At 62.2% G+C, this 21893-nt stretch carries 24 protein-coding genes; 14 read left to right on the forward strand and 10 right to left on the reverse strand.

The genetic code is table 11. The features are described from left to right. Window positions 1–489: a VOC family protein gene (locus NMG46_RS24645; protein WP_254820075.1), complete on the reverse strand. Its 489-nt coding sequence runs from the start codon at window positions 487–489 to the stop codon at window positions 1–3. 99 nt (window positions 490–588) lie between these two features. Between NMG46_RS24645 and NMG46_RS24650 the strand changes: the two genes are divergently transcribed. From NMG46_RS24650 to NMG46_RS24665, 4 genes are all read left to right on the forward strand, one after another. After that, window positions 589–2145, forward strand: coding sequence for a sugar ABC transporter ATP-binding protein (locus NMG46_RS24650; RefSeq protein WP_254820076.1), 1557 nt, complete (start codon window positions 589–591; stop codon window positions 2143–2145). 17 nt (window positions 2146–2162) lie between these two features. Continuing rightward, on the forward strand, window positions 2163–3134 hold the full coding sequence (locus tag NMG46_RS24655; RefSeq protein ID WP_254820077.1) for an ABC transporter permease: 972 nt from the start codon (window positions 2163–2165) through the stop codon (window positions 3132–3134). A gap of 66 nt (window positions 3135–3200) precedes the next feature. After that, complete coding sequence (locus NMG46_RS24660) at window positions 3201–4175, forward strand: sugar ABC transporter substrate-binding protein (protein WP_254820078.1); 975 nt, start codon at window positions 3201–3203, stop codon at window positions 4173–4175. A gap of 22 nt (window positions 4176–4197) precedes the next feature. Beyond that, window positions 4198–5190: an ABC transporter permease gene (locus NMG46_RS24665; protein ID WP_254820079.1), complete on the forward strand. Its 993-nt coding sequence runs from the start codon at window positions 4198–4200 to the stop codon at window positions 5188–5190. A 62-nt stretch (window positions 5191–5252) separates the two neighbouring features. Here NMG46_RS24665 and NMG46_RS24670 read toward each other — a convergent pair whose 3' ends face one another. Next, window positions 5253–5558 carry an IclR family transcriptional regulator C-terminal domain-containing protein gene (locus tag NMG46_RS24670; RefSeq protein ID WP_368389320.1) on the reverse strand — a complete coding sequence of 102 codons (306 nt, stop codon included), beginning with the start codon at window positions 5556–5558 and terminating at the stop codon, window positions 5253–5255. Between the two features lie 367 nt (window positions 5559–5925). Next, the gene (locus NMG46_RS24675) at window positions 5926–6597 is read right to left on the reverse strand and encodes a Crp/Fnr family transcriptional regulator (RefSeq protein WP_095482857.1); all 672 of its coding nucleotides are present in this window, start codon (window positions 6595–6597) and stop codon (window positions 5926–5928) included. A 224-nt stretch (window positions 6598–6821) separates the two neighbouring features. Between NMG46_RS24675 and NMG46_RS24680 the strand changes: the two genes are divergently transcribed. Beyond that, window positions 6822–6983, forward strand: coding sequence for a hypothetical protein (locus NMG46_RS24680; RefSeq protein ID WP_167522729.1), 162 nt, complete (start codon window positions 6822–6824; stop codon window positions 6981–6983). Between the two features lie 753 nt (window positions 6984–7736). Here NMG46_RS24680 and NMG46_RS24685 read toward each other — a convergent pair. From NMG46_RS24685 to NMG46_RS24695, 3 genes are read right to left on the reverse strand one after another with little or no spacing between them, the layout of a single operon-like run. Beyond that, a complete protein-coding gene (locus NMG46_RS24685) occupies window positions 7737–7994 on the reverse strand; it encodes a hypothetical protein (protein ID WP_254820080.1) in 258 nt (85 codons plus the stop codon). Window positions 7995–8018: 24 nt separating this feature from the next. Next, entirely contained in the window at window positions 8019–8387 is a 369-nt protein-coding gene (locus tag NMG46_RS24690; protein ID WP_254820081.1) for a hypothetical protein, read from the reverse strand. 44 nt (window positions 8388–8431) lie between these two features. Then, entirely contained in the window at window positions 8432–8617 is a 186-nt protein-coding gene (locus NMG46_RS24695) for a hypothetical protein (protein WP_254820082.1), read from the reverse strand. Between the two features lie 254 nt (window positions 8618–8871). Between NMG46_RS24695 and NMG46_RS24700 the strand changes: the two genes are divergently transcribed. Next, complete coding sequence (locus tag NMG46_RS24700) at window positions 8872–9156, forward strand: hypothetical protein (protein WP_254820083.1); 285 nt, start codon at window positions 8872–8874, stop codon at window positions 9154–9156. Window positions 9157–9372: 216 nt separating this feature from the next. On the opposite strand, the gene soxR is transcribed toward NMG46_RS24700, so the two are convergent. Next, window positions 9373–9807 carry a redox-sensitive transcriptional activator SoxR gene (soxR, locus tag NMG46_RS24705; RefSeq protein WP_127862987.1) on the reverse strand — a complete coding sequence of 145 codons (435 nt, stop codon included), beginning with the start codon at window positions 9805–9807 and terminating at the stop codon, window positions 9373–9375. An 85-nt stretch (window positions 9808–9892) separates the two neighbouring features. On the opposite strand from soxR, the gene NMG46_RS24710 reads away from it, so the two are divergent. The 3 genes from NMG46_RS24710 (at window position 9893) to NMG46_RS24720 (ending at window position 12287) form a co-directional block, all read left to right on the forward strand. Beyond that, on the forward strand, window positions 9893–10615 hold the full coding sequence (locus NMG46_RS24710; protein WP_254820084.1) for an SDR family oxidoreductase: 723 nt from the start codon (window positions 9893–9895) through the stop codon (window positions 10613–10615). Next, window positions 10612–11706, forward strand: coding sequence for an S-adenosylmethionine:tRNA ribosyltransferase-isomerase (locus tag NMG46_RS24715; RefSeq protein ID WP_254820085.1), 1095 nt, complete (start codon window positions 10612–10614; stop codon window positions 11704–11706). The genes NMG46_RS24710 and NMG46_RS24715 overlap by 4 nt, the downstream gene beginning before the upstream one ends. Before the next feature lie 386 nt (window positions 11707–12092). After that, window positions 12093–12287 carry a hypothetical protein gene (locus tag NMG46_RS24720; protein WP_254820086.1) on the forward strand — a complete coding sequence of 65 codons (195 nt, stop codon included), beginning with the start codon at window positions 12093–12095 and terminating at the stop codon, window positions 12285–12287. Window positions 12288–13110: 823 nt separating this feature from the next. Here NMG46_RS24720 and NMG46_RS24725 read toward each other — a convergent pair. Further along, window positions 13111–13302, reverse strand: a complete 192-nt coding sequence (locus NMG46_RS24725; RefSeq protein WP_023679340.1) for a DUF6494 family protein — start codon at window positions 13300–13302, stop codon at window positions 13111–13113. A 221-nt stretch (window positions 13303–13523) separates the two neighbouring features. Then, the gene (locus tag NMG46_RS24730) at window positions 13524–13949 is read right to left on the reverse strand and encodes a YidB family protein (protein ID WP_254820087.1); all 426 of its coding nucleotides are present in this window, start codon (window positions 13947–13949) and stop codon (window positions 13524–13526) included. Window positions 13950–14869: 920 nt separating this feature from the next. Here NMG46_RS24730 and NMG46_RS24735 point away from each other — a divergent pair. Then, window positions 14870–15169: a DUF1236 domain-containing protein gene (locus NMG46_RS24735; RefSeq protein WP_254816945.1), complete on the forward strand. Its 300-nt coding sequence runs from the start codon at window positions 14870–14872 to the stop codon at window positions 15167–15169. A gap of 180 nt (window positions 15170–15349) precedes the next feature. On the opposite strand, the gene NMG46_RS24740 is transcribed toward NMG46_RS24735, so the two are convergent. Continuing rightward, window positions 15350–16030 carry a GntR family transcriptional regulator gene (locus NMG46_RS24740; RefSeq protein ID WP_254820088.1) on the reverse strand — a complete coding sequence of 227 codons (681 nt, stop codon included), beginning with the start codon at window positions 16028–16030 and terminating at the stop codon, window positions 15350–15352. A gap of 231 nt (window positions 16031–16261) precedes the next feature. Here NMG46_RS24740 and NMG46_RS24745 point away from each other — a divergent pair, with 231 nt between their 5' ends. The 4 genes from NMG46_RS24745 (at window position 16262) to NMG46_RS24760 (ending at window position 21889) form a co-directional block, all read left to right on the forward strand. After that, window positions 16262–17389, forward strand: a complete 1128-nt coding sequence (locus NMG46_RS24745; protein ID WP_254820089.1) for a sugar ABC transporter substrate-binding protein — start codon at window positions 16262–16264, stop codon at window positions 17387–17389. Between the two features lie 75 nt (window positions 17390–17464). Next, complete coding sequence (locus NMG46_RS24750) at window positions 17465–19000, forward strand: sugar ABC transporter ATP-binding protein (RefSeq protein WP_254820115.1); 1536 nt, start codon at window positions 17465–17467, stop codon at window positions 18998–19000. Then, a complete protein-coding gene (locus tag NMG46_RS24755; protein ID WP_254820090.1) occupies window positions 18997–21069 on the forward strand; it encodes an ABC transporter permease in 2073 nt (690 codons plus the stop codon). Before NMG46_RS24750 ends, NMG46_RS24755 begins: the two co-directional genes overlap by 4 nt. A 13-nt stretch (window positions 21070–21082) precedes the next feature. Beyond that, entirely contained in the window at window positions 21083–21889 is an 807-nt protein-coding gene (locus NMG46_RS24760; protein ID WP_254820091.1) for an SDR family oxidoreductase, read from the forward strand. Window positions 21890–21893: the final 4 nt, after the last annotated feature.

Below are 21893 nucleotides of genomic sequence, written 5' to 3' on the forward strand. Positions count from 1 at the left end.
TCACCGATGGCCTTGCAGCAATTCGTAGCTATGCGAATAAATTTCGATGACGGTCCCGAAGGGGTCGCGGCAGTAGCACATTCTATAGCTCGGATCGCCATTGCGCTCGTTCCAGATCGCCGAGAGGCGCGAGCCGCCGGAGGCGACGATCCTGCCCGCAAGGTCCTCGACATTGGGATGGGTGACACAGATATGGAAAACCCCGCTCTTCCAAAACTCGACTGCATCGTCCCGACGCTCGAAAGGCGGATCGATCGACTGGAAGAACTCGATGCCGATGCCATTGATTGAACTCAGATGTGCCTGGCGCATCTTTCCAAAGCGCGAACCAAGAACGTCTTCTGCCTGGCGGTCGTTGCTCACCTCGACCGGCCCTGAAATCAGCCGCATGCCCAGCACGCCGCAATACCAGGCGATCGCCGCCTCGAGGTCGGCGACACCGATACCGACGTGGTTGAAGGCGACCGCGAACGCCGGATTGTTGCCCATCTCCATGCTCCCGTAAAAATCGACGACTCCCATATTGCATAGCTAGTCAATTTTGGCTAGCGTCTATCCAGACGGCCCGTTGCCGTCGGGAGGAATGCCATGTCAGGCTTGGTCGCAGCGCACGCCGTCGTCGCCGACATTGCGCCCGCGATCGCGCTCTCCGCGATCCGCAAGAGTTTCGGCGGCAAGGTTGTGCTCGATAACGTGTCCTTCGCCGTCCGGCCGGGCGAATGCTTGATGCTGGTCGGCGAGAACGGAGCCGGCAAATCGACTCTGAAGAACATTATGTGCGGCCTGCTGCAACCGGACGCAGGATCGATCACGATCGACGGCAGCGCGCTTACCATAGCCGGACAGCGGCAGGCGCAGGAATTGGGCATTGCTACCATCCATCAGGAACTGAGTCTGTTCCCGAACCTGTCGGTGGCCGAGAACATTCATCTTGGCCAGGTATCGGGATCCGCCGCCAGGATACCTTGGAAGGCCTGGCGCGAGCGCGCCTTGCGCGTCCTGCGCGACCAGCTCGAAAGCGATATCGAACCGAATACCACCGTCGAGGATCTCAGCATCGGTCAGCGCCAGCTCGTTGAGATCGCAAAGGCACTCGTCCTCGACGCCCGCATCGTCATACTGGACGAGCCGACCACCTGCCTTACGCTTCCCGAGCGCGATCGTCTGATTGCGCTGGTTCGCCGGCTTCTCGCCGATGGCATAGGGGTTATCTACATCACCCACTTCATGGACGAGGTCTATGCGCTGGCAGATCACATTGCGGTTCTGCGCGACGGCCGGCTGGTTGGCGAGGGCAAGCCTTTCGAAATCCCCCGCTCGGAACTTGGCAGGCTGATGGCCGGGCGCGACGTCGCAGAGTCCATCGGCGCCTTGCCGCTTGCGCCAGTCTCCGGTCCGGCCCGGCTGCGGGTGGTCAACCTTGCCGATGGCGATCTGGTACACGATGTCGGCTTCAGCGTGCGTCCCGGCGAGATCGTCGGTCTGGCCGGTTTGGTGGGCAGCGGCCGCAGCGAGGTCGCTGAGTTGCTGGTCGGGCTTCGCAGGGCATCATCAGGGCAGGTTTTCCTCGACGATGTGGCGGTCCGCCCGGCCGGAACGCGCGAAGCCCTTGGTCTTGGTATTGCGCTCATCTCGGAGGATCGCCGCCAGGACCAGGCATTTCTGGAGCGACCGGTGCTTGAGAACATGACGGCGCCCTTTCTCAGGCGCTTGATCGGCTCGATCGGCCTGCTCAGCAACAGGGCCGAAGCCGAAACGGCGGCGAAGCTTTCGAAATCCTACCACATCACCCATCCCGGCAACGATAGCCCGATGTCTTCGCTGTCGGGCGGAAACCAGCAGAAGGTCATTATCGGCCGCTGGCTGCAGACCAATCCGCAATTGTGCATCCTTGACGAGCCGACCAAAGGCATCGACATCGGCGCGCGCGAGCTCATCCATCGCCTGATCGTCGATCTGGCCGGTAAGGGAATGGCGATCTTGCTCATTTCCTCGGACCTGCCCGAATTGATGGCGCTGTCGCACCGTCTTGTAATCCTCCACAAGGGACGCACGGTTGGTGAGGCCGATCCGCGCACAGTGTCGCCCAGCGAACTGATCCAGATGGCATCGTCAGGATCGGTCGCCGGGAGTGCCACCCAGTGATCGCCGCGGCGCGCCGAATGCTCGGGACTGTCGAGCCGCGCGGTGCGGCGCTGCTCGGCGTGCTTGTGGTTCTGGTGGTTGCCTTCGGCATCCTCTCCGACCGATTCCTAGACTACGACAACATGGCCAATCTGCTGCTCCAGTCGAGCATAACCGGGATCGCCGCGATCGGGCTCTCCTTCGTCATCATGACAGCCGGTATCGATCTATCGGCAGGCTCGTCGATGAATCTTGCGCTGGTGCTGGCGATCTCGATCGCCGGGACGGCGGGCACTATGGAATATACAACGCAGACGAACTGGTTGGTCTATCCGGTAGCGCTCGTCGCCGGCACGGCACTCGGATGCCTGAATGCGTTGGCCATCATTTTCCTGAGGCTCAGTCCGCTCATCGTCACGCTGGCGACGCTTAGCCTGTACCGCGGCATTGCACTTCATCTCACTGGCGGGCGTGAAATGCTCGTCTTCGGCTCGATCCGAGAATTCGGGCGAGGGTTGATCGGCATCGGCATTGGTTATCCAGTCGTCGCCATGTTTGCACTGGCCGCGCTGGCAACGGCTCTGCTACGCCATGTCAGCATTGGCCGCTTCGTCCTGGCCGTCGGTGGGTCCGAGCGCTCGGCCCGCGAGAACGGCATTCCCACCGGTCGTGTCCTGCTCTTCGCCTATGGTTTTGCCGGAATTACAGCGGCGGTTGCGGGCCTGGTGCTTGTCGGTCGAGTTGGCGCCGTCAATCCGGATCTCGGCTGGCAGTTCGAATTCACCGTCATAACCGCCGTTGTCCTCGGTGGCACCAGCCTGCTCGGCGGCAAGGGATCCATCCGCGGTGCCATCGTCGCCGCCGTGGTGCTCAGCACGATCAGCAACGGCCTGAACCTCATCGGTGCCGATCCTTACATCTACGACGTCATCCGAGGCTGTGTGCTGTTGTTTGCGGTCGTGCTCGACGCCGCCGCGCAGCTCCACACTCCTGCAACCCGAACGGTCTGACGATCACTCTGGAATTCATCGCGTACGCACATGAATGCATAGCAATGCAAAACGGAGGAGAATAAAATGAAAATGAAGTCTGGAATTTGTGCCGTATCGGCGCTCGCAATGGCCATATTCGCCGGAGCTTATCAGGCCGCGGCTCAGGAGCCGGTGGTTATCGGCGTCTCTTTCGACAAGATGGAATCGTTCCGCGAGGGCGAGTTCAATGCGATCAAAGCCGCAGCGGCCGCCAAGGGCGCAAAGATTATCTTCCAGAACGCTCAGGAGGACGCCCAACGCCAGGCATCGCAAATCGAAAGCATGATCGCGCAGGGGGCCAAGGCCATTATCGCCATTCCGTGGGACATCGAAGCGGCGGTCAACGATGCCAACAATGCCCGCAGCGCCGGAGTGGCTTATGTGACGCTCGACCAGGCGCCCGCCGACCTAAAGGCGGTCGATTTTCATGTCGGGGGCGACCCGTGTGCTGACGGCACCGCGGCTGGCGAATTCTTTGCCAAGGCAGCCGGCGACAAGCCCTACAAACTGCTCGAACTGCAAGGCGGCTTGTCGAACGACAACGGCATTCGACGCTCGAAGTGCCTGGACGAGGTTCTCGCCAAGCATAGCAACATTGTGATTGTCGCGCAGGTGCCCACCGATTGGAAGCCTGAGAAGGCCCTGGTCGGTACCGAGAACGCGCTGCAGGCTCATCCCGATCTCAACGCCATCTATTCCCCGTGGAACATAGGCCTTCAGGGCGTCTTTTCCGTGCTCGAAAAGGCCGGCAAGCTGAAGAAGGTTGGCGAAAGGGGCCATATCGACATCGTTTCCATCGACGGTGCCCCAACCGGTTGCCAGGCCGTCCGCGACGGCTTGATCGACATGGACCTGGCCACGCCGGTGGGCGACATGGCCGCAGCCGCCGTGGACGCGGCTCTTGCCGTCGCGACCGGTGGCAAGCCGGCCGCGCCAACTGCCTTCCTGCCTGGCACGCCATACACTCCAGCGGATGTAGCGACCCAGGCCCCGAAAGTCTGGGGCTGCGCGGCTGGCTGAGCGGATCGACAAGGTGGAAAAAGTGATAGTTAGCAAACGGCCGGGCGATGGAGTCGCCCGGTTCTTCGAACTTGGTTTGCGGCTTGTCGCTGCCTTGCCGCTTTTGCCAATCGTATTTGTCGTGGCGGTGGCGATGTGGGTTTTGGTGCCGGGCTTTGCCACGCTCATCAACCTGGAGAACATGGCACGGGTGCTGGCGCCGCTGCTCGTTGCCGCGATTGGCGCGACCTTTGTCATGCTGACCGGCGGCATCGACCTCTCGGTCGGCGCGACGTTCGGGCTGGCTTCCGTCGTCGGCGCAACTGTCATGCGTGACAGCGGCAGTGTCGGTCTCGGACTGGTCGCCGGGATTGCCGTTGGCGCTGTGGTAGGCGCCGCCAACGGTTTCGCGGTGGCCCGGCTCAGGCTGTCGCCCTTCGTCTATACGCTGGCGATCCTTTTGACGGTGCGGGCGACGGCCTTCCTGCTCTCGCGAGGCTACTCCGTGGGCCGACTGCCGAGCGAGGCGACTGCCTTCGGCCGCTACCAGATCTTTGGCGTGCCGTCGCTTCTGTGGATCGCGCTCGTGATATTGGCGATCGGGCTGGTCGCCCTGCACAAGACGCCGTTTGGACGCTCCGTCTATCTGGTCGGCTCGAATGAGCGAGCCGCCACCTTTAATGCCATAAACGTCAATCTTACCAAGTGGCTGGTCTATTTCATTGGCGGCACCCTTGCGGGCGTCGCCAGCATGCTCGCAGTGCTTCGGCTTGGGTCCGGAGCGCCTGTACTCGGCGATACTATCCTGTTGCAGATCATCGCCGCGGTTGTCGTCGGCGGCACCAGCGTGTTCGGAGGCGAGGGTGGTTTGTGGCGAACCTTCACCGGAGTCGTACTGGTCGTGATGCTTGAGAAAGGCCTCGATCTGATGGGCTTGGCCTTCTACGACCAGGCGATCGTCATCGGGGCCGTCATCCTGTTCGGCAGCGCCTTCGGCGTCTATCTGCGGCGTCGCAGGAATTTTGGCCTGCGTTAGCTGCCGGCGGGGGCACTTGGCTTGGTGTCCCCGCATGCAAGCGGCGCCGAAGAGCTGCGTATTTACAGCACCGTCCAGTTGCGGTCCTGAAAATCCCTGAGAATGTCGTGCACTCGATCTGCCGCCCCGCGAAGAAGCGGCAGCACATCACTCTTCATTTTTTCCGGCGAGTTTCGCGAGCGATGTGACGCAACACTCATCGCCGCAACAACGCGACCGCGCCGCTCGGAAAGCAGGACAGCAATCGACAATGTTCCATCTTCCAATTCGTCGATTGCCATCGCGAAACCCTCGGCACGAATTTCGGCCAGTGCAGCCTTGAGTTGATCGAGTTTGGTGAGCGACGCAGCCTTGTGGTTTCGCCCAATGCGAGGACATTGGGTGCAGGGGCATAGAGGCCTCTTTCTGCCTTCACCAAGCCGAGGCTTTCAAGCGTCAACAAGATACGTTGTGCCGAGGCTCGGTGGCGGCGGTCCGTTCCTGGTCACCGGGATTCGCGCGGGAGGCTGTGCTTCCAGCAGGGGCTATGCGGGAGAATCCGGCGCGGGGCCACCCGAACTGAGGCGGCGTATTCCTTATCTGCATCACCTTTTCGACGAGCAGACTGCCAGCCCAATGGTCGTCCTCTTATCCGCGCGCTGGCACGCTAGGTTGCCCGGTTTGCCGGAAGGAATAATCACTTGCGGCCGAGGAGTATGAAACGTGCGGTGCCCCCCGCCGCAGCGACAGCCTTCGCTATTCCTTCTTGTCGACCAGCGCCCGTAGTGCCGAGACGTCATGCAGCAATAACCTGCTGCCGCGCTTTTCGATCAGGCCTCTCTTGGCGAGGTCGCTCATTTCGCGCGAGACCGCTTCCCTGTGCGTGCTCATCGTTGCCGCCAGCTCGGAATGCGTCGGTGCCGGGCTTATGGACACCTCGCCGTCCACGAGTGCGGCTTTCTCCGCCCGATGCAGGAGCTCGACGATCAGCCGTTTTCGCACGACCAGAGTGCTGTATTCGAATACCCGCTCGGTCATGCGCCGGAGCTGGGCAGACAGATGCTCAAGCAGCACCCAGGCAAAAGTCGGGTGGGTCATCACGATATCCCGGAATGCTGTGCCGGACAGCCGTGCAGCGCGGGTTGCCTCCAGCGCGACTACGCTGGCAGAGCGTGCAATCCCGTCAATGCCTCCGAGCTCCCCGAAAATGTCACCCGGTTCGACATCGCGATACGCTATCTCCCTGCCGTCCGCTGAAACCAGTGTCACGCGAGCCCGTCCTTCCAGCAGGAAGAAGACATCGCGACCAGTGTCGCCGTGGGAAATGATTAGCTCGTTGTGTCGATAGCTGCGCTCGTGCCACCGTTTGGTCAGCGCGGCGAGGTCGGCATCGCAAAGTCTTGAGATGAAGGCCAGAGAGCCTGTCACAACGGTCTCTTGTTCAATCAAGTGTACTTCACCTTACTCCCTATCCAAGGAAATTTGATGGCCGCAGGCCCCGCATTCCGGGATGCAAACTGGGAGCGGATTTCGCCATTGTTTTCCCCGGTGTGGGAATTCCCACAGCCGAGCCTGGTTCGACTGTCATATCCTTGTTGCAACGTCAGGCCCGCCGGCTCGTGTGCAAGCCGGCGAAGGGAAAGGGAACAGTCATGAAATTCTTGGCTCCCGTCACAAAACTTGCTGCGGGGTTTCGCAAATTCGTCGCGCCGCGCTACCGCCCGGAGCTTTATTACATGCGTGGCCCGGGGCCAGCCACCGCCCGCCGTATGGGCACGCCGCGGCAAAACCAATCCATCGACCACTACGCCTAATTTGCCTCGCGGACGGCTGACGCTCTCGCCCGGAGTGCCGTTCGCGCCGTTCCGTACCGGTCAATTCAGATCAATGAAGGGAGGATCTGATCATGGTTATAATTCCTGCTGCCGCCATTGGTCCATTTCGCAGGTGGTTACGCCTCCGCGCCGAGCGAAAAGCTCTCTTGTCGGCAACGGACCAGTTGAGCCGTTTACCCGATGACGTCCTTGGCGACATCGGCATCTCACGTGACGAAATCATGTGCGATTTGCGAAGCCCCGCCATCCGTCATGCGGAGGCAGGCGCGGCCGGCACGACGATCGAGCGCACCAGGATCGCTTCGGCCTCGAGCCCGAAACGGTTGGCCGCCGGCAGTGGCTACGCCTCGGCCGAGATCCCCTTTGGCTGGTCCACGAGCGCGCGATCGAGCCTTACATCGTGGCTTCGACAAGCAGCGGGCGCGTGGACGGGACCTTCGAACGGCACTACACCTGCGACCCCAAGGACTGAATGTTGACCGACGGGAGCTGGGGAGGATCTCAAAATGATCATGCCAGTTGTTAAGTCCCTCGCGCCTGTGACGCTCGGCACCGTGCTGATCGCAATCAGTCCGGCTTCATTGTCGGCTTCTGACGCTCAGGACCTCGCGTTCGCTCACGCTGACATGCCAATCAAATAGCTGAAAGACGTCTATTTGGATTGCGAGCAGGGAGGCCGCCGGTGCGCTGGGGACGGAAGACGTGATGTACTGTTCGACGCGCGAGTTCCGACTAGGCGCGCGATAGCAGTTTGCGCATAATCAACGATGCATGGCCTTCTGCACCGTGCGACGCGGCCTGCGATCGACCACTTCGAACCATGTTTGCACCCCGCACGTCGCCGACCAGCGCATTGTGGACCGTCTGGCTTGGCACGCGCCCCGACAGGAAGAACATGCGCCAGCTGACCACCGGGATGAGGGCGAGGAACTTCGCCAGCCTCTCGGCGGTTTCGAGCCTTGCCTCCTCCGCACGGCAGCCGGACTTCATAGCCCTGTGGAAGACCTCCGCCTTCTAGCGCAGGGCGTGCCAGCCGAGCTTCTCGACCGCCACGGAGAGATCTTCGACCGGCAAGTTGGTCACCAGCTTCCAGTCGATCGGCTCGCGACCGGGCGGCGGATCTTCTTCGAGGGCGTGGATATAAGTCAGAACCTGCGGACTGTAGCGCTTTTGCTTGCCCACGGGCGGCAAGGTGTTAATGGCGGCGAACTTCACCTGCAGCCGGGTCGTCTCGTTCTGATCGACCGTAATGCGATGACGCCCCGCCCAAGGCGTCGCCCCAAGTTGGGCAAAGACGCGATGAGCCGGATCGTGTGGGGCAGCATCGGCAGGTCGCTCGTCCAGCCTGTTCGTCTGCACCCGCACGATGAAGCTAGCACACAAGGTCTTGCGCCGTGCAATAGAGCTCGTAGATATCGCTCTCCCGGTCACCCACATGCACGCCGCTCGGGCGCGCCAACGAGCGCGATGGACTGGCGCAGGTTCTCCAGCCAGTGGTAGCTCTCTTTCGTCTCGATCGGCACGCGCGTGGGATTGATGTGCCGCTTGAGCGCGAGCGTTCCCTTCGAATTGGCGACGGTGCTGGACGGTTTGTGCGCCACGCTGAACGACAAGGCGCTGATCGACCACTATGTCGCCGCCTACAATGACGAGCCTCAAAAGCTCTATTCCGGGCAGGGCGCCTCGCACGAAAAGGCAGCGCAACGGCTGGACGCCGCCAAGCGCGAATATGGCCGGGTGCTGAACGCCTACGGCAAAGGCATGATCTCCGAAGCCGAGGCCCGAGCAGCGCCTGCCCGAACTGCGCACCGGGCGTCAGCGCCTCGAGGGCGAGCCCGCGGCGACACCGCAGCCGCCGAAAGTCGTCATGCTGAAGCCGGCGCTGGTCGCCCGCTACATCAGGAATATGGAAGCGCTGGCCGCCTCAATCGCCGAGAACGGCTATGTGTCGGAGGAAGCCAAGAAGCACCTGCGGGCCATCGTGTCGACGGTCACGGTCTGTCCGCCGAAAGCCGGCGAACCGCCCTCGATCGCCCTAGACGGCTGTCTGTCCAACCTGGTCGACCAGGGCCTAAATCAACGCCTCTCCGTTCGGGGGCGAGCGATGGTAGCGGGAGACCGTCCAATACTCAAACGTTTCGGGCGGGACTGAAGAGGTTGATGACTGCCGCACCCGGAGCAGTTCGACGTATTTCCTTATTTCGCTTGGCCCGCTGAAATGCAGCCGCGTTTCAAGAAGGAACGACCGTCTGGCAGGACGACGCAAGCACTTGATAGCAAGGCCGTCGAGTGGATGGAGAAAGTCAGCGACGAACAATATCGCCGCTGAACGTTACAGGGCAGCAGCGTCTCGCACTTGGCTGCCGACTCACCCCAGCCAATACCTCGGCCCCGGCCCCTTGCGTCCTGCCATATCGGCAGGGTTCGCAAGGCTACACCGGTCGATCGACAGACAGCCGCAACCGATGCACTCGGTAAGCCCGGACCTTAGGCGCTGCAACTCGGCGATGCGCTGGTCGATGCGCTTAGTCCACTGGCCCGACAACCGCGACCAATCCCGACGCGACGGCACGCGATCGGCTGGCAACTTGGCGAGCTCGGCGCCGATCTCCTCAAGCGTCAGCCCAATTCGCTGCGCGAAGACGATGAAGGCGATCCGGCGCAGCACGGATCGCGGATAGCGTCTGTGTCCCGAGCCGGCCCGCTCGGACGCGATCAGCCCGCGCTCCTCGTAGAAGCGCAGGGCCGATGAGGCGACGCCGCTGCGCCGCGACACGTCGGTGATGGTCAGCATGGAATCCATGCATGAACGAAAGCACGATTCCCGCTTGACTTCAAGTTAACTTGAACTTGTAGCAAGGGCCATAAAGCTTGAAGGAGCACCGGTAATGCAGTCGAATGTTGATCTTCAAGGACTTCGCGTGGCGGTCACGGGCGGCACCTCCGGGCTCGGAATGGCGCTTGTGCGGCAGCTGACCGCGCAGGGTGCGTGCGTGGCCTTCGTCGCTCGCACCGCCGCGAATGTCGAACGCATCGCTGACGAGACGGGCGCGCACGGCATTGTCGGCGACGTCGGCAAGAAGGAGGACACCTACTCGATCGCGCTACAGGTCACTGCCAGCCTCGGCGGGCTCGACGTCCTGATCAACAATGCCTCGAGCCTCGGCCCTGTCCCTCTGGCGCTCCTCGCCGATACTGAGTGCGAGGAGCTGGAAGTGGCGCTCGCGGTCAACCTGGTCGGCGCGTTCCGGCTGACGAAGGCCCTGTTCGGTGCGCTTGCCGCGTCCGCACGCGAGGGCCGTGGCGCGATGGTGATCAACATCTCCAGCGACGCGGCGGTGAACGCCTATCCCGGCTGGGGAGCATACGGCGCGAGCAAGGCCGCTCTTGCCCATCTGACGGCGATTTGGGAGGAGGAGGCGAAGGCCGACGGCATACGGCTCCTCGCACCCGACCCTGGCGACATGGACACCCCGCTGCACGCGCTAGCGCTTCCTGACGCCGATCCGTCTACATTGAAACGCCCCGAGCTGGCTGCTGCCGAGATCATCGAAAAGATGATCGACGCGCTACAGGTCCGCGCTACGCTTCACGCCGGGGCATGCGCATGATTGCCGCCGACCGTCCCGATCGGCGCGCAGCCAGGCTGTTGGTCGTCGAGGCGGACGGCACGATGCGCGACGTTCCGCGTGCTGGAATCGCGACGCTATTCGGTCCCGGCGATCAGGTCGTCGCCAATGACGCCGCGACCTTGCCTGCCAGCTTGCACGGCACGCATGTCCCAAGCGGTGAGGCCATCGAGATCCGCCTGGCGGGCTGGCTGTCACTTCCCGATCCAACCCGTTTCGTGGCAATTGCCTTCGGCTCGGGCGATTACCGCACGCGCACGGAAGACCGGCTGCCTCCACCTCCGCTGTCACCAGGCGATCGCCTCCGGCTCGGCTCGCTTGACGCCGTCGTCGAGCGCCTTCTCGACCATCCACGCCTTCTCGAGTTGCACTTCCCAGGCAACTGCGCAGCAGTGCTTGCAGGACTGGCGCAGCACGGCCGGCCGATCCAATACGCGCATGTTCCCGAGCCGTTGGCACTGTGGGATGTTTGGACGAAGATTGCCGCCGGGCCGGTCGCGTTCGAGGCGCCGTCGGCAGGCTTCGCGCTCGACTGGCGCACGCTCCAAGCCTGGCGTCGGCACGACGTTGGCTTTGCAACACTCACGCATGCTGCGGGCGTGTCTTCCACCGGCGACCCCGCGCTGGACTCGCGCCTTCCCTTCGACGAGCCATACCGCATCCCTGGGCGCACCGCGGCGCAGGTCGCGCGGGCGAAGCTGCGCGGCAGCCGCATCATTGCGATCGGCACGAGCGTAGTGCGCGCACTTGAAGCAGCGGCCAATCCCGGCGGCAATGTGCGTGCCGGAAATGGCATTGCGACAGGGCGCATCGCGCGGGGCACGCGGCTTCGCGTGGTCGATGCGATTCTCACAGGCGTCCACCAGCCCGGCGAAAGCCATTTCGAGCTCCTGCGCGCCTTTGCCGACGATGCTCTGCTCGCTAAGGCCTCCGCAGCCTTCGCCGCGTATCGATACCGCGCGCATGAATTCGGCGACTCCATGCTGCTCAATCGCCAACCGCTGCTTCTATCGCGCAAACGGAACCGTGCCGAGGGGCTCGAGACGAAGCCTCTGCTCGAGGCGTGGCCATGATGTCGGCAGGTTCGGTAGCATTCCGGGCCGCACCGCGAACGTCAGCTTCGGAGAAGTGTAACAGACGAAGGTTGATTGACGATTCTCCCCAGGTCCACCCGGTTCCGAACCGGCACAACGCGCCAATCGCCGACCTTTCCGGCGAGTGTACCACCTACCCACCGCCGCCCCGACCATCCCCGACACAGAGCCTCGGCATGACGGCGAAATGTCGTTCCGCCGCTTCGGCCAATGGCTGGCCCACGTCGCTAAGGCCATCGGCCGCATGGACGACGATCGGTTCCCAGTCGAGCACCAAGCCGCCCACGATGAACCGCGCTCGCCGTCTGTGGACATGGTTGCCGCCGTGCTTGAGTGGTGGCGCCGGTGGCCGGTGGGCGCGACGAATGAAGCGCCGGCCCAGTTCAACCTGGGCGACGCCGTTCAAAGCTGGGGGGATCGATCTTCACCAAGCGGTCTGCGGCCTCGACCGCAGCTCGTATCCTGCTGCGCAGCGCGAGATTCTTGGCCAGCATTTCTTCAGTGCGTTGAAGCGCGAGCTCGGTCCGATGGATGCGCTGCCTGGCAATGGCAACTTCTGATGTCAAAATAGCGGCCGCTATCCCGTGGCCGTGGGGTTCCATAGTGTCCATCAGTTTCTAATACATGGGGGGCGATATCGTTCCCTGATATCGGGCGAGCGGGGTGCCGCCGTTCCTCTATCAGTGATGAGCGCTGCCAATATGGTCCGGCCGTCTTTGCAGCCCCGACAAAGGCGCGATGCGCCGAATGATCAACGCGCTCCCTGTCAAAACAGCGCCAGAAACAGGGCGCCCCCCTCGATCCGTCCTGATGCGGCCCGATGAACTGCGGGATATCAAATCAGCGGCCGACTATGGCCGCGATGACAGGACCATTCGTCGTTGAGCAAAGCGATATGGGATCGGGCGCCAGAGGGACGAGGTGCGCCCCATCGAAATTAGCCTGCCAGCCTTGGAAATGGTTGCATGGCGAATGGGAGGCGCTGGAGAGGCTGCGCGCCGGCGACAGATCAAATCGATGCTGCGGCCGCGCTCGAGTTTCAAACGGGCAACCGGCGTTGGAGACGGTCGCCGGCCGCTTCACGTAACGGCGCGGCGGGCGAACGCAGCCGCGTCACCCAGGGTAGCACATCGCCGTTCCGATCAAGTTCCTGCGCGACGATACGTCGGCCCGGTTCCTCGACAACCGCATATCCTCGTCGGGCGCCTCCATAGATTGGTTGAACCAACGACTGGAAAGGGTCGGTCTTTCGCGTTCCGTCAGAGTCGCAAGAGCGTGGGGTGAACGGTACTACATCCACCCGGCCAGACGCCATTCCAACCGCTGATCCGTCTCGACCGCTTTCGGCCGCCTCGGCCGTTTCGCTAGGTCGCTTCGCCCGGCTTATGGAAGTTCGATCTCGCCGTCCACCACGTGGTTGAGGCCGGTGCCTTCCGCCGTCAGCGTCATGCGGACCTTCAGCTTCTTGCCGCCGATTTGTCCTTCGCGCACCGTCTCCTCGATCTTGCGCTGGGAGGTGACGCCGACTTCCTTCAGGAACTTGCGGATCGACATGTTGACGGCGTCTTCGCTCATGGCGGAACTCCTCTGTATCCGGAAGGGATTGTAAGAGAAGGCAAGGGATCAAGGAAGCAGGACGGTGACGCACGGTTTTATAGAAATAGACCTGGATGACCACTTTCTCCTTATTGCTAAGGGGCCGCCATTTAAGGACCAAATTCGCAACAATTTCCGCACCGCGTGGTTGCGATCGAAAAGCGACCCGGGATCACCTAGCTGTCGGTGGCGAAGTGGCGCTAAGTACGACCAGTCCTTGGGACCTCGTCCAGGAGATTTGGACCTTTGCTCGCTGGCAACTGACCCTCGGGCGTAAGCTTGTCCACTGCGTCGGGGAGTTCTCTAGTGAGCCGGTCGAGAAGCTCGTCGTGGGACAATCCTGTTTGCTCGGCAAGATCGTCCAATGTTTGCGGGTCGATTGCCTTCTCAACCTGTTCGCGCTGAACGGGCCGGTTTGATCCCTTGCTTACCCACGAATCAACTTCGTCGCCCGCACCCACATTTCTGAGGCGGTCCAGGATGTCGCCGAGGCCGCCTGGGGGGCCAGCGCTAGCGTTGGGATCGGTCGATTTCCTGCCAGCGATCAACTCGCCGATCTTGTCCCTGTTCTTGTAGGCAAGCAGGCCGAGCAACGCTATGGCGACCTTTCCTATGTCAAGGCTCATTTCGCATCTCCTTCCACAAGAAAGCAAAAGCCATGCGCTTTTGAAAGGTTCCACGGTTCGGTCTCCCACCGGGAATTCCGGGCTATATTTAGCATCTGCGGAATTTTCGGCCTTTCGCGTGTTGGTACTTTGTACTCCGGCCAGACAGCAAATTGTGCCAGCTGCCGGTCGCACTTGGCCCGTCGGCTTCGTTCGGCGGGCTTTTCGTTGTCTTGGGTGGAAAACCCGCCTGCGACGATGGTTCGATCAGTAGCACTATTCGCCCAGATCGGGCCTCGCATAGGAGAGCGCCGCTTGGCCATCGAGAAGCAAAGACACGACAGAGCGTACGTCAGATGCCGCACGGGCGCTGATCGACGACGAGCGCACGGCACGAGACTTCAGCCGCTCGCCTCCGGGAGCAGCGGCTGAGGCTGAAACCACTTGGAACCACGCGATGGAGCAGCTTCGCAGTGAAATGGCGTTGTTGGCGGATCCGGGATATGGGTCGCGCTGGCCGCAGTTCTGGTTCGCTACGGAATCGTCGCTGCAATGCTTCCGGGGTAGTTCCCTACAGGTGGCAGTTTTTCGCGTTTCTTCGCGGCGAAACGTTTCGCTGCTAGGCTCAGAGATGATCCGGGGCCTCTTGGGAACTAAGGGTCCGCTTGCCAAATCCAGGAATGGCCGGCGGACCCCGTCAGCGCATGAAGGGACTTTTTATGCGCCAAATCTCCTCTCGAGATGACGCTACCAACAGGCAATGGCGAGGGTTGGTTCCCGCCGCATCCTGCGCACCGGACCATTGCGCGGCCAGGCCAGACTTAAGTCCTACGGTCTAGTGGTTTAAGCCTCTTCGAGGAACGTTCGTTGGTTGGCTCACGTTGTGGTGAGCTTGGGGCGATGAAGATTGCGTCCCGGCAAATTCCAACAAGGAGACAGCTATGAGAATGCATCTTTCCACCGCAGCCGCGGGATTTTTGCTGCTGGCCGGCATTGGTGCCGCTGCTGCTCAGGACGTGATCATCGAACCGCAGCAGGAAACCGTCATCAAGGAATACGTGAAGAAGCAGCCGCTCGCATCGGTGAAAATCCCTGGAGTGGAGCTTAATATCGGCTCGCCCCTCCCAGATACCGTCGAGCTTCACGAGGTCCCCAACGTAAAATACCGTTACGTTGTGGTCGACGGCAGAACCGTCCTTGTCGATCCTGGCACACGCAAGATTGTCAAAGTCTACGACTGATCTGATCTTGGGAGCGCTGGCCCGGATAGCGGTGGCAATCGTCAATAGTCCGGGTCAGCAGCTCCACAGGGGGCGACCGTTCTTGGTGATGATGACCGGACGGGCGGGCGCTACGTGCAAATGGACATATTCGTGCCTAGCGGCGGCTCGCCGCCGCAACCGGCGCGACTTCGAGGAATGTTACTTCAGCAGTTTGATCAGCACTGCGAAAGCCGCGTCGATGTCGGCGCGAACCGCCGCCCGAACCGCTTCCGCATTGCGGTCTCGCAGAGCTGCAAACATCTGCTGATGGTGCTGGTTGGCGGTCGAATAGTTTCCAGAATCGTGCAGCATGTTGAAATAGGGGCTGATCTGCAACCACAGGTTCTCGATGATGCTGAGCATGTTTTCCGAGCCCGCGGCCCGGTAGATGGAAAAGTGAAAAGCGTAATTGGCCCTGAGATAGGATTTTACGTCTCCGGCGGCATTGGCCTGCTCGAGTGCCTCCAGATGCTGCCCCAGCAGCATCACGCCGTGATCGTCAATGCGTTCTGCGGCCCATGCGGCGGCGATCGCCTCGATCTCAAACCTGACGTTCCTGAGATCGATGAGTCGCGCGCGGCTTAATGCCGGGATACCGATCGAACGGCCCGAAACCACCATCAATGCGTTGGCAGCGCTCAGACGCCGCAGTGCCTCCCTAACCGGCATCGGGCTGACGCCAAAAGCATCGGCAAGGCTCTGCACCGTCACCATTTCACCTGGAACGATACTGCCATCGAGGATCAACTCGGTAACGTGCCGGTAGACCCTGTCCTGCAGGGTTTCCCTGGACAGCGGCGTGATTTCAACGCCCGGCTTCCTGAATGCCGCCCCAGCCATTTGTGCCAACCTTCCCCCATTCGGGCGACGCTTTCGTCATACCCGGCGCTTTTGCCGGGAATGCAAGGTTCGAATTGCCGCGTCAAGCGCCCGCGTGTCTAGCTTTGCCTCTCAGTCATTTCATCATTGATCTTTGATCAAATCATGATACGGTCAGCCGCATCGAATGACAAGGCGTACGTCTCGTGCCCTTGGGAGGCATTCGGTCGTCTGAACTGGGAGGAGTTTCGAATGGGTATCGGATCGAAGGCCCGGCGGCTCGCGCTGCTTGCCGGCATGGCTGTTTGCGCTTTTGGGATGTCCGGCGCCGAAGCGGCCGGAAGGCACAAGATATTTCTCAGCATGAGCTTCATCGGCAATGATTGGCAGGCCGAGGCGGCCAACATGGTCAAGGCAATGGCCTCGCACAAGAGCATGGTCGACAAGGTAGACCTTCAGGTCCAGGTGGCGGGGCCGAACGCACAGCGCCAGATCCAGCAGATCAATGCCATGGTCCAGGCTGGCGCCGAAGCCATCGTGATCTTCCCGATTTCACCGACAGCCCTCAACCAGGTGGTGAAGAACGCATGCGAAAAGGGCGTGAAAGTGTTTGCCTATGATGCCGAGATCACGGAGCCTTGCGCCTACAATGTCCATATCGACCAGGAGGAGGCTGGCCGCGTAACGGCGGAGTGGCTGGTTAAGAAGCTCAATGGCAGGGGCAACATCATCGCGGTGACCGGCGTTCCTGGCACCTCGGTCGATGATCTGCGCACCAAGGCCGCGAAGGAGGTGTTTGCCAAGCACCCCGACATCAAGATCGTCGGCGAGGCTGTCGGCATGTGGAGCCAGGCGGTGGCGCGTACCGAACTTTCCAAGATATTGGCGACGCGCAGCTGGGACGACATCAACGGGTTATGGATGCAGGTCGGCTGCTTCACCGCCAATTCCATGCAGCTCGAGGCCGGCAAGAAGAGCAGCGAACTCCTGCCTTGCGCAGGCGAGGGTTCGAATGGCGGGCGTATCCAGATGCTGCCGGAGGGCACGGAGGTCGAGGGCGCGACCTCTCCCTATGCGCCGCTCGGCGCCCCGCGCATTTCCTACGCATCGCCGCCTTATTCCGGGGCGCTCGCTCTCAAGCTTGCCGTCGAAGCACTTGAAGGCAAGGACGTTGCCAAGAAGACGATCCTGCCGCTGCCGGTCGTCACCAACGAGACGATAAAGCTTTGCGACGAGGGCACCTGGGCGGAGATGAAGGCTGGTTGCAACGCGTTCAAACCGTCGCTGGTCTCGAACCCAGGCTGGTTCGCCTCGATCTTCTCCGATCAGACACCTGAAATCGGTCTCGCAGCAGCTCTTGTAGGCCAGCCCGAGGAGTAGGCACTCCGAAAGTGGGCGTGGGGTGCTTGCGAGGCGCTCCACGCACCTTTCATGCAGGCCGGGACTGGGATCATGATGTCAGCGCATTCGACAGCGGTCGGCATAGAGGGCGTCCGCAAGGCATTTGGCGCAACAGTCGCCCTCGATGGCGTTTCCTTCGAGATCGCTTCCGGCAGCGTGCATGCCTTGCTTGGCGAGAACGGTGCGGGCAAGTCCACGCTCGTCAAGCTGCTGTCGGGGCTGGTGCGGCCCGACGACGGGCAAATCACCCTGTCAGGCGAACCGGCGCCACTCGGTTCGCCGCGGGCCGCGCATGCCAAAGGCGTCCAGACAGCCTTCCAGGAAATGACCCTGGTACGCGATCTCAGCGTTCTCGACAACATGTTGCTGCCTTACGCGCCCGTTGGCCCAGTCGGCTTGACAAGGCGGTTGAGCGCGCGTAGGGCAGTCCGCAAGCACATCTCCGATCTGGAGTTTACGGTCGATCTCGATGCCGAGGTAGCGACTCTAGATCTCGCCATCCGCCAGAAGATCGAAATCGCGCGCGCGCTCTATCGCAAGCCGCGCATCCTACTGCTCGACGAGCCGACCTCGACGCTGTCGGGTGGCGATGTCGAGTGGCTTGCCGCGATCATCGCGCGGTTGAAAGCGGCCGGTACAACGGTCGTGTTCATCACCCATCGCATGCGCGAGGTGCGGGCTTTCTGCGACACGCTGACCATTCTCAGGAACGGCCACCACATCGTCACCGCGCCGGTTGCCGACGTTTCGGATGGTGAGGTGATCGAAAAAATCATCGGCCGCAGCATCGCCCAGACCTTCCCGCCGAAACCAGAAGGCGAGGCCGCCTTTGGTCCGCCGGTGCTCGGCGTGCGCGATCTCAAAGCCGGGAGGAAGCTCGACGGCATCGATTTCGACCTGCGCAAGGGCGAGATCCTCGGCGTTGCCGGATTGCAGGGCATGGGTCAGCTCGACCTGTTCCTCGCCTGTTTCGGCATGGCCGAGATCGAGCGCGGCCACATTCTGGTCGACGGGCGCCAAGTGTGGCTCGGCTCGCCCGCGGATGCGCTCAAGCCCAATATGGCAATCGGGCTGGTGCCGGAGGACCGCAAAACCGAAGGCCTGTTCCTGAAACTCTCGGGCCGGCAGAATGCATCGCTGCCGGTCGTGGCGCGCTTCACCCGTTATGGCCTGATCAGAACAGACGAGGAGGCAAAGGCCGTACAGTCCGCCTTCTCGACCGTGGAGGTCGACCGCAGTGCCTTGTGGACGAGGGCTGGGGCCTTCTCGGGCGGCAACCAGCAAAAGATAGCCATTGCCAAATGGCTCGTCGCCGAAAGCCGGATCCTGCTGCTTTTCGATCCGACCCGGGGCATTGACGTGGGGACCAAGCACGAGCTCTACGTGATGATGCGCGACTATGTGGCGGCCGGCGGCTCGATCCTTCTGCATTCAACCGAGATTCCCGAGCTGGTCCATCAATGCGACCGGGTGCTCGTGCTTTATGACGGCCATCTGGTGGCTGAGCTTGCCGGCGACGAGATCACCGAAGGCGCGATCATGCGGCCGGCGCTTGGCCACCGGGACGTGGTCCGGGAGGCGGCGCAATGAGTGTGACGAGCCTGGCCGCCGCGGCACCGGCCGCGACATTGGCGCGGCTCCTCGCGCGGCATCGCGGCGCCATCATCGCGGCGATCGTCTTTGCCCTGCTCCTGCTGGTCGTCGATCTGGTCAGTGCCGGGCAGCTCACCTATTTCGACATTTCGTTCCTGTCGAGCGGCGGCGCCACTTCCGCACTGGCAGCGATCGGCCAGACCCTGGTCATTCTGTCCGGCGGTTTCGACCTGTCCGCCGGCGCGGTGATCTCGCTGGTCAATGTCGTCCTGGCAAACGGCATGGATCCGATGGCGACCGGCACCAGTGTCGCGCTGTGGACTTTGGCCGGAATTGGGGTCGGCATGCTGGTCGGCGCCTTCAACGGCTTCTTCATTGCCGTCCTGCGCATGCAGCCTATCGTCGTCACGCTGTCGACCATGTTCATCCTGCAGGGGGTAACGCTGCTGGTCATGGACAAGCCCGGCGGCTTTGTCTCGCCCGATCTTGGTGCCTTCTATCTCGGTGATGCTATCGCCGGCTGGATACCGATGCCGCTGGTGGTCATCGGCGTCGTCCTGCTCGGCTGGTTCTGGCTCAAAGGCACACGCTTCGGGACGGCGCTTTATGCCGTCGGCAGCGATCCGGACGCAGCCGCCTCGGTCGGCGTGCGGGTCGTTCTCGTACGCTTCCTGGTCTATGTCATTGCCGGCGGCTGCTATGGGCTTGCCGGCGTTTTCATCAGCGCCCAGACCGGCAGCGGCGATCCGCTGGTCGGCAACCCGTTGTTGCTGTCGATGTTCGCGGCGGTCGTCGTCGGCGGTACAAGGCTGGGCGGCGGTCAAGGTGGGCCCGTCGGAACTGTCTTCGGCGCCTACATCCTGATGATGGTCGTCAATATCCTGCTCGTGCTCAACGTCTCGGCCTACTATTCGACGATCGCCGAAGGCACGATCCTGATCCTTGCCGTGCTTGCCGGCTCGCTGTCGCACGACTCCGTGCTTGCCCGCCAACTGCGTGCGCTGCGGGCTCGGCTGGCCGCGTGGCGGGCCGGAATGCTGCCCTCGCAGATCGATCGCACCGACCGGCGACTGGGAATTGCGCGGGGCAGCGCCGGCGAGCAGCAGGTGCCGCAGCCGGCCTTCCATGTCCGTAACGCCGAGACGCTGCGTTACGCGCTGCCGGCCTATGTCTGTCTTGCCATTGTCGTGATCGTCACGCAGATCTGGCTCGGACGGGCCATCGCCAATTTTGGTTACTGGAATTCGCTGTTCGTGCTGTCGAGTTTCCTTGCCATCCTGGCGCTTGGGCAAGGCAGCGTGATTCTTACCGGCGGACTTGACCTGTCAGTGCCGTGGATGATCGGCCTGTCGGGCATCCTGCTTGCCGGTATGGTCAACGGATCCGACGCTGCACTTGCCTATGCGCTGCCGGCGGTGCTCGCTGTCGCTTGCTTGATCGGTCTCGCCAACGGCATCGGTGTCGTTTTTCTCGGCATCTCGCCAATTGTTATGACGCTGGCCACCAACGGCATTCTGCAAGGGTTCGCTTTGCTCTACTCGCAAGGCACGCCGGCCGGCTTCTCCTCGCCGATGCTGCGCTGGTTCATGACCGGCAAGGTATTCGCCATCACGCCGGTGGTGCTGTTCATGATCGCCTTCGTCGTCTTTGCCGTGCTGCTGCTCGGCCGCACCGCTTTCGGCCGCCGCGTCTACGGTATCGGCAACAGCCTGCGCGCAGCCCAGCTCTCCGGCATAGCGGTCGGTCGCACGCTCATCCTCGTCTATGTGCTGTCGGCAGTCTGCGCGGCGCTGGTCGGCATCATGCTGACCGGCTTTTCCGGCCAGGCCAGCCTCGGTATGGGCGACGATTATCTGCTGCCCTCCATCGCCGTCGTCGTGGTCGGCGGTGCGCTGATCACCGGCGGGCGCGGCCATTATCTCGGCATGCTGGGCGGGGTGCTGCTCCTGACCGCGTTGCAGATGCTGCTCGCCGGCACGACGCTTCCTTATGCGACGCGGGCGATCCTGTTCGGGCTGGTGGTGCTCGGTGCCGTCATGGCGCTGCGTGAAAGGCGGATTCAGTGAAAGGGATGGGACAATGAGCTCAAGCGCACCGGCATCGGCGGACGAATTCCTGACGGGGCTCAAAGGCCAGCGCGTGCTGGTCACGGCGGGCGCCGGCGGCATCGGCTTTGCCATTGCAGAGACACTGTCGCGGCTCGGCGCGCGTGTCGTGATCTGCGATATTTCGGACGAGGCATTGGCGTCCGCTCCGAAAAGGATTGCCCTTGCCGCTGCGGTCAAGGCCGACGTTTCGCGCGACGACGATGTCGACCGGCTGTTCGAGACTATCAAGGAGAAGCTCGGCGGGCTCGACGCCCTGATCAACAATGCCGGCATTGCCGGGCCGACCGGCGGCGTCGATGAGATCGATCCGGCAGACTGGCGGCGTTGCATAGATATCTGCCTGACCGGCCAGTTCCTGTGCGCGCGGCGTGCCGTGCCGCTGATCAAGGCGGCGGGCGGCGGCTCGATCGTCTCGATGTCTTCGGCCGCCGGCCGCCATGGCTACGCGTTCCGAACGCCGTACTCGGCTGCCAAGTTCGGCGTTGTCGGCCTGACCCAGAGTCTTGCAAAGGAACTCGGACCGCATGGCATCAGGGTCAATGCCATCTTGCCCGGCATCATCGAAGGGCCGCGCATCGACAAGGTCATTGCCGACCGGGCAAAGCAGCTCGGCGTTTCAAACGAGGAGATGACACAACGCTATCTGCAGAACATCTCGCTGCGCCGCATGACCAGCCCATACGATGTCGCGGCAATGGTGGCCTTCCTGCTTTCCGATGCGGGCATCAACATTTCCGGCCAGTCGCTTGGCGTCGACGGCAACGTCGAGACACTCTGAGGGG

Source organism: Mesorhizobium sp. LMG 17147, from assembly GCF_024297145.1.
In the GTDB taxonomy this organism is placed as follows: Bacteria; Pseudomonadota; Alphaproteobacteria; order Rhizobiales; family Rhizobiaceae; genus Mesorhizobium.

Bases quoted from the DNA above. Each gene is read 5' to 3' on its own strand.
- NMG46_RS24660 (WP_254820078.1), top strand. From the start codon at position 3,201: ATGAAAATGAAGTCTGGAATTTGTGCCGTATCGGCGCTCGCAATGGCC.
- NMG46_RS24740 (WP_254820088.1), bottom strand. From the start codon at position 16,030: ATGGCTGGGGCGGCATTCAGGAAGCCGGGCGTTGAAATCACGCCGCTG.
- NMG46_RS24720 (WP_254820086.1), top strand. From the start codon at position 12,093: ATGAAGCGCCGGCCCAGTTCAACCTGGGCGACGCCGTTCAAAGCTGGG.
- NMG46_RS24680 (WP_167522729.1), top strand. From the start codon at position 6,822: ATGAAATTCTTGGCTCCCGTCACAAAACTTGCTGCGGGGTTTCGCAAA.
- NMG46_RS24760 (WP_254820091.1), top strand. From the start codon at position 21,083: ATGAGCTCAAGCGCACCGGCATCGGCGGACGAATTCCTGACGGGGCTC.
- NMG46_RS24730 (WP_254820087.1), bottom strand. From the start codon at position 13,949: ATGAGCCTTGACATAGGAAAGGTCGCCATAGCGTTGCTCGGCCTGCTT.
- NMG46_RS24650 (WP_254820076.1), top strand. From the start codon at position 589: ATGTCAGGCTTGGTCGCAGCGCACGCCGTCGTCGCCGACATTGCGCCC.
- NMG46_RS24655 (WP_254820077.1), top strand. From the start codon at position 2,163: ATGCTCGGGACTGTCGAGCCGCGCGGTGCGGCGCTGCTCGGCGTGCTT.
- NMG46_RS24755 (WP_254820090.1), top strand. From the start codon at position 18,997: ATGAGTGTGACGAGCCTGGCCGCCGCGGCACCGGCCGCGACATTGGCG.
- NMG46_RS24715 (WP_254820085.1), top strand. From the start codon at position 10,612: ATGATTGCCGCCGACCGTCCCGATCGGCGCGCAGCCAGGCTGTTGGTC.
- NMG46_RS24735 (WP_254816945.1), top strand. From the start codon at position 14,870: ATGAGAATGCATCTTTCCACCGCAGCCGCGGGATTTTTGCTGCTGGCC.
- NMG46_RS24645 (WP_254820075.1), bottom strand. From the start codon at position 489: ATGGGCAACAATCCGGCGTTCGCGGTCGCCTTCAACCACGTCGGTATC.
- NMG46_RS24725 (WP_023679340.1), bottom strand. From the start codon at position 13,302: ATGAGCGAAGACGCCGTCAACATGTCGATCCGCAAGTTCCTGAAGGAA.
- NMG46_RS24700 (WP_254820083.1), top strand. From the start codon at position 8,872: ATGCTGAAGCCGGCGCTGGTCGCCCGCTACATCAGGAATATGGAAGCG.
- NMG46_RS24685 (WP_254820080.1), bottom strand. From the start codon at position 7,994: ATGAAGTCCGGCTGCCGTGCGGAGGAGGCAAGGCTCGAAACCGCCGAG.
- NMG46_RS24750 (WP_254820115.1), top strand. From the start codon at position 17,465: ATGTCAGCGCATTCGACAGCGGTCGGCATAGAGGGCGTCCGCAAGGCA.
- NMG46_RS24745 (WP_254820089.1), top strand. From the start codon at position 16,262: ATGGGTATCGGATCGAAGGCCCGGCGGCTCGCGCTGCTTGCCGGCATG.
- NMG46_RS24710 (WP_254820084.1), top strand. From the start codon at position 9,893: ATGCAGTCGAATGTTGATCTTCAAGGACTTCGCGTGGCGGTCACGGGC.
- soxR (WP_127862987.1), bottom strand. From the start codon at position 9,807: ATGGATTCCATGCTGACCATCACCGACGTGTCGCGGCGCAGCGGCGTC.